The organism is Dietzia sp. B19 (genome assembly GCF_014145155.1).
GTDB lineage: Bacteria > Actinomycetota > Actinomycetes > Mycobacteriales > Mycobacteriaceae > Dietzia > Dietzia natronolimnaea.
In genome coordinates, this window is sequence record NZ_JAALED010000063.1 from 1 (window position 1) to 5,976 (window position 5,976).

The following is a 5,976-nucleotide window of genomic DNA, read 5'->3' on the forward strand; positions in this document are numbered from 1 at the left end:
CACGGCGATGCGCTCGGCCGACCGCGTGCGGTCGGCGCGCGGTTCCTCGGGTGACGGGTACACGGGTGAGGCCGCCATCGCCCGCCTGCACGAGGCCGCGGGGTCGGGCACCGCGGTCACGGTCTCCGTGGTCGACGCGCAGGGTCGCTCGACGTCGCGACTCGTCATCCCCGTCTCCGTCGCGGGGGGCCGGATCGAAGGGGTGGAACCCGATTCCGCCGAGGCCGTGACCCTGCCGTTGCACCGCGTGATCTCGGTGGCCGATGTGGACCCCACCCGCTGACCCCACCCGCCGGCCCGACCCGCCGGCCCGACCCTCCGTCGCGATTTCCGGGACACTGGAGGGTCGGACCCACGCGGGCCCGCGAGAACCGAGGAGAACCGAAGTGAGTGGTGGACCGCTGATCGTCCAGTCGGACAAGACCGTGCTGCTGGAGATCGACCACGACCAGGCAGGCGACGCCCGGCAGGCCCTGGCCCCGTTCGCCGAACTCGAGCGCGCCCCCGAACACGTCCACACCTACCGGATCACGCCGCTCGCCCTGTGGAACGCGCGGGCCGCCGGTCACGACGCCGAGCAGGTCGTCGACGTGCTCGTCACCTACTCGCGCTTCCCCGTCCCACAGCCGCTCCTGGTCGACATCGCGGACACCATGGCCCGCTACGGCCGGCTGCAACTGGTCAAGAGCCCGGTCCACGGTCTCACCCTCATCTCTCTCGACGCCGCAGTGCTCGCCGAGGTCAGGCGACACAAGAAGATCGCCCCGATGCTCGGGGCGGAGATCGACGCCGACACCGTGATCGTCCACGCGTCCGAGCGCGGTCGGCTCAAGCAGGAGTTGCTGAAGGTGGGGTGGCCGGCCGAGGACCTGGCCGGGTACGTCGACGGCGAGGCGCATGAGATCTCCCTGTCCACCGAGTCCGAGCCCTGGGAGCTCCGCGACTACCAACAGATGGCCGCGGACTCCTTCTGGGCGGGCGGCTCCGGCGTCGTCGTCCTGCCCTGCGGGGCCGGCAAGACCATGGTCGGCGCGGCGGCGATGGCCCGCGCCAAGGCCACCACGCTCATCCTCGTGACCAACACCGTCGCCGGTCGGCAGTGGAAGCGCGAACTGCTCGCCCGGACCACGCTCACGGAGGACGAGATCGGCGAGTACTCGGGCGAACGCAAGGAGATCCGCCCGGTCACCATCGCCACGTATCAGGTCGTCACCCGCAAGACCAAGGGCGTGCACCGGGCGCTGGAGCTCTTCGACTCCCGGGACTGGGGACTGATGATCTACGACGAGGTGCACCTGCTCCCGGCACCGGTCTTCCGGATGACCGCGGACCTGCAGTCGCGTCGCCGTCTCGGGCTCACCGCCACGCTGGTCCGTGAGGACGGCCGGGAGGGTGATGTGTTCTCCCTCATCGGCCCCAAGCGCTACGACGCCCCCTGGAAGGACATCGAGGCGCAGGGGTGGATCGCCCCGGCCGACTGCGTGGAGGTCCGCGTGACGCTGACCGAGAACGAGCGGATGATGTACGCCACCGCCGAGGCCGAGGACAAGTACAAGTTGTGCTCGACCGCCCGCACCAAGATCGCGGTGGTGAAGCAGATCCTGGCCAGGCACTCCGGTGCCCCGACGCTGGTGATCGGCGCCTATCTGGACCAACTGGAGGAACTGGGGGTCGAGCTGGACGCCCCGGTGATCCAGGGTTCCACCTCCAACAAGGAGCGGGAGAAGCTCTTCAACGCCTTCCGCGCCGGGGAGATCTCCACCCTGGTGGTGTCCAAGGTGGCCAACTTCTCGATCGACCTACCGGAGGCGAGCGTCGCCGTGCAGGTCTCCGGGACCTTCGGCTCCCGGCAGGAGGAGGCCCAGCGGCTCGGGCGACTCCTGCGCCCCAAGAAGGACGGCGGACAGGCGCACTTCTACTCCGTGGTCTCCCGGGACACCCTCGACGCGGAGTACGCCGCTCACCGCCAGCGGTTCCTCGCCGAGCAGGGCTACGCCTACCGGATCACCGACGCCGACGACCTGCTCGGCCCGGAGCTGCCCGGGATCGGCTGAGCACACGGCCCGCCCTGGGCGTCCCACCCTCGCCGGGGCGCCTGGGATACTGGGTCCATGGCCTCCGATCGCACCTCCCGCGCCCCTCACGAGCAGTACCGCCTCGCCGACTTCCCCGTGGACGACGCCTGGGTCCGGAAGAACAACGAGAGCCTGGCCGAGGTGCGTCGCCTGCAGTGGTCCGCCGGGATCCTCGGGGTCGTCGTCCTCGCCGCCGGGACCGGGATGCTGCTCTACTCGGGCCTCGAGCCGTGGGGCTGGATCATCGCCGCGCTGGCCGGCGTCTTCGCGATCGGGTGCCTGGCCATGATCGGGTACATCCCCCGGAAGATGGGATCCATGGCGCACACCTACGCCACCTCGGAACTCGTCCCGGCGATCGTCGCCGAGGTGCGACCGCGTGGGCTCACCCTGCTGGCCCTGGTCGACCGCGCCGTCGACCGGTCCGCGGGCTCGCTCCCCGCTCTGGCCGTCCGCAGCTGTGAGAAGATCCCGGGCCACGACGTCCGCGTGGGCACGCGGGTCCCCTGCGTCGCCGTGGTGGGCAACCGCAGCGCCCGCGGAGGCGACAACCTCTACCAGTTCATCTCCCCCATGCCCGTCGCCTGGGCCACCCCGGACGCCACCGTGCTGCGGAGGCTGACCAAGGAGATCCCGGCCGGCGAGTGGGAGACCCTGCGCCAGAACCTCGACCGGGTCGGAGAGGTGTCGGCGTCTCCGGCCAACCTCGTGCCACTCGACTGAGAGCCCTCCCACCGCTCGACACCGTGGGCCTCACCCGACGCTCCTCCACCTGTGAGCAAGTCGTCACGGCACCGTGATCCGCCGCCACTGCGCGGAAACACGCGCTTTCTAGCCTGGTCGGCACAGGCTAGAAGGAGGTCTCCACATGACCGAGCACATCGTCGTCGTCGGACACGGAATGGTCGCCCACCGGTTCGTCTCCACCCTCGCGTCCCGGTGGGCCACCGCCGATCTCACCGTCACGGTGATCGGCGAGGAGACGGACCCGGCGTACGACCGCGTCGGCCTCTCCTCCTACGTCGGGGCGTGGGACCGCGAGTCGCTCCACCTCGAGGACGCCCGGCACGGCGCCGATCCGCGGGTGACCGTGCGATCGGGTCACCTGGTCACCGCGATCGACCGCGAGGCCGGGGAGGTCGAACTCTCGTCGGGCGAGCGGATCGCCTACGACACGCTGGTCCTCGCGACCGGCTCGCGGGCGTTCGTCCCACCGGTGCCCGGCCATGACCTCCCGGGATGTCACGTCTACCGCACCCTCGACGATCTCGACGGGATCCGCGCGGCCGCCGAACGCGCCGGGACGGGCTCCCACGGCGTCGTGATCGGCGGTGGGTTGCTCGGCCTCGAGGCGGCCAACGCCGTGAGCCTGCTCGGGCTCACGCCGCACGTGGTCGAACGCAACGACCGGCTCATGCCCCTGCAGGTCGACGCCGGCGGCGGCCATGTCCTGGCGTCGCTGATCCGTGAACTGGGGATCGAGATCCACCTCTCGGTGACCGGCACGGAGATCGCCGAGACGCCCGACGGGCTGACCGTCCGACTCACCGACGACGAGGGGGTCACCACGGTCGTCGACGCCGCCTTCGTGGTGTTCTCGGCGGGCGTCCGCCCGAGGGACGAACTCGCGCGGCTCTCCGGTCTGGACACCGCCGAGCGGGGCGGCATCCTCACCGACCTCGCCTGCCGGACCTCGGACCCGAACATCTACGCGATCGGCGAGTGCGCTGCCATCGACGGCACCTGCTACGGGCTCGTCGGTCCCGGGTACACCTCCGCCGAGGTGGCCGCGGCCACGATCCTCAGCGGCGAGGGGGAGTTCACCGGGGCCGACCTGTCCACCAAACTCAAGCTCCTCGGGGTGGACATGGCGAGTTTCGGCGACGCGCACGGCGTCACGCCCGGTTGCCTCGAGGTGGTGGTCAACGATCCCGTCGCGGGGACCTACTCCAAGCTGGTCATGAGCGACGACGCCCAGACCCTCCTGGGTGGGGTGTTCGTCGGCGATTCCGGGCCGTACTCGCTGCTCAAGCCACTCGTCGGCCGCACGCTGCCGTCCGCCGACCCGATCTCGCTCATCTCCCGCTCCACCGGGAGCGATCCCGGGGTCGGGGTGGAGGCGCTCCCCGACGAGGCGCAGATCTGCTCGTGCAACGCCGTCACCAAGGGCGACGTCCGCGAGGCCATCTGCGGCGGCGCATGCGACGTGGCCGACCTCAAGTCGTGCACCCGGGCCGGCACCTCGTGCGGCTCGTGTATCCCCCTGCTCAAGCAGGTCCTCGAAGCGGAGGGGGTCGAGCAGTCGACGGCGCTGTGTGAGCACTTCGAGCAGTCCCGGTCGGAGCTCTTCGAGATCGTCACGGTCACCGGGATCCGGACCTTCTCCGGTCTGATCGAGCGCTTCGGCCACGGGTCCGGCTGCGACATCTGCAAGCCCACCGTCGCGTCCATCCTGGCCTCCACCAGTTCCGACCACGTCCTCGACGGGGAACAGGCCGCACTGCAGGACACCAACGACCACTTCCTCGCCAACATCCAGAAGAACGGCACCTATTCGGTGGTGCCCCGGATGCCGGGCGGCGAGGTGTCCGCGGAGCAACTCATCGTGATCGGTGAGATCGCGCGTGATCACGACCTGTACGTCAAGGTGACCGGCGGTCAGCGCATCGACATGTTCGGTGCGCGCGTCGAGGAACTGCCGGTGATCTGGAAGCGGCTCGTGGACGCCGGCATGGAGTCGGGGCACGCCTACGGCAAGTCGCTGCGCACGGTCAAGAGCTGTGTGGGCACCTCGTGGTGCCGCTACGGGCAGCAGGACTCGGTCGGGATGGCGGTGCTGATGGAGAACCGCTACCGCGGACTGCGCGCGCCCCACAAGATCAAGATGGCGGTCTCGGGGTGTGCGCGCGAATGCGCGGAGGCCCGCGGCAAGGACGTCGGCGTGATCGCCACCGAGACCGGCTGGAACCTGTACGTCGGCGGCAACGGGGGCGCGACGCCCAGGCACGCGCAACTGCTCGTCGGTGACCTGACCGACGAGGAGCTGATCCGCTACATCGACCGCACGGTGATGTTCTACGTCCGGACGGCCGAGCGGCTCCAGCGGATGGCGCCCTGGCTCGAATCGCTGGACGGCGGCATCGACCACCTGCGCGAGGTGGTGTGCGACGACTCCCTCGACCTGGCCGCCGAGCTGGAGGGTCGGATGGAGGCCCACGTCGCGGGCTACGTGGACGAGTGGTCCGCGGTTCTGGACGACCCCGACAAGCTCGCCCGGTTCGTGTCCTTCGTCAACGCGCCCGAGTCCCCGGACCCCACCGTCGAGTTCGAGGAGAAGGACGGCCGCAAGGTCCCGGTCCTCCTCGGCTCCCCCGCGATGCCCGCACGAGTCTGACCCAACCCGAACCCCCGAAAGGACACCGTCATGACCGCACTCCTGTCCCCCACCGAGATCGAGGTCTGCCCCCTCGAGCGGCTCATCCCGGGGCGGGGCGTCGCCGCCCTGCTGCCCGACGGCCGACAGATCGCCGTCTACCTCCTGGACGACGGCAGTGTCCACGCCCTGTGCAACATCGACCCGATCGCCCGGGCCGCCGTGATGAGCCGTGGTCTCGTCGGCGACCGCGGGGGGGTCCCCGTGGCCATCTCCCCCATCGGCAAGCAGGCCTACGCCTTGGAGGACGGGCGCGGGGTCGACGACGAGTCGTACGGACTGTCCGTGTTCCCGGCCAGGGTCGTCGACGGCACCGTCCTGGTCTCCACCGAGGCCGCGATCCGGCACCAGGGGAGCCGGCTCGCCGCGTAGCCGGGCGCACCGGATCGCCGCACGGAGGCGGCACCGCCGGAACCCACGAGAGACGTCAGGCGCCACCGCGTGGATCCACGTGGTGGCGCCTGACCG

General features: G+C 70.5%; 4 protein-coding genes and 1 pseudogene. All 5 read left to right on the forward strand.

Going from position 1 to position 5,976, the window contains the following annotated elements:
• Nucleotides 1-283: pseudogene (locus G6020_RS02620) on the forward strand (hypothetical protein); the annotation flags it as partial.
• Nucleotides 284-386: 103 nt separating this feature from the next.
• Nucleotides 387-2,054 carry a DNA repair helicase XPB gene (locus G6020_RS02625; RefSeq protein WP_179524654.1) on the forward strand — a complete coding sequence of 556 codons (1,668 nt, stop codon included), beginning with the start codon at nucleotides 387-389 and terminating at the stop codon, nucleotides 2,052-2,054.
• Between the two features lie 57 nt (nucleotides 2,055-2,111).
• On the forward strand, nucleotides 2,112-2,798 hold the full coding sequence (locus tag G6020_RS02630) for a DUF3239 domain-containing protein (RefSeq protein ID WP_182609569.1): 687 nt from the start codon (nucleotides 2,112-2,114) through the stop codon (nucleotides 2,796-2,798).
• Between the two features lie 145 nt (nucleotides 2,799-2,943).
• On the forward strand, nucleotides 2,944-5,469 hold the full coding sequence (gene nirB / locus G6020_RS02635; RefSeq protein WP_182609570.1) for a nitrite reductase large subunit NirB: 2,526 nt from the start codon (nucleotides 2,944-2,946) through the stop codon (nucleotides 5,467-5,469).
• 30 nt (nucleotides 5,470-5,499) lie between these two features.
• Entirely contained in the window at nucleotides 5,500-5,880 is a 381-nt protein-coding gene (gene nirD, locus G6020_RS02640; RefSeq protein ID WP_182609571.1) for a nitrite reductase small subunit NirD, read from the forward strand.
• Nucleotides 5,881-5,976: the final 96 nt, after the last annotated feature.

Coding starts and splice junctions, on each gene's coding strand:
- G6020_RS02630 (WP_182609569.1), top strand. CDS start 2,112: ATGGCCTCCGATCGCACCTCCCGCGCCCCTCACGAGCAGTACCGCCTC.
- nirB (WP_182609570.1), top strand. CDS start 2,944: ATGACCGAGCACATCGTCGTCGTCGGACACGGAATGGTCGCCCACCGG.
- nirD (WP_182609571.1), top strand. CDS start 5,500: ATGACCGCACTCCTGTCCCCCACCGAGATCGAGGTCTGCCCCCTCGAG.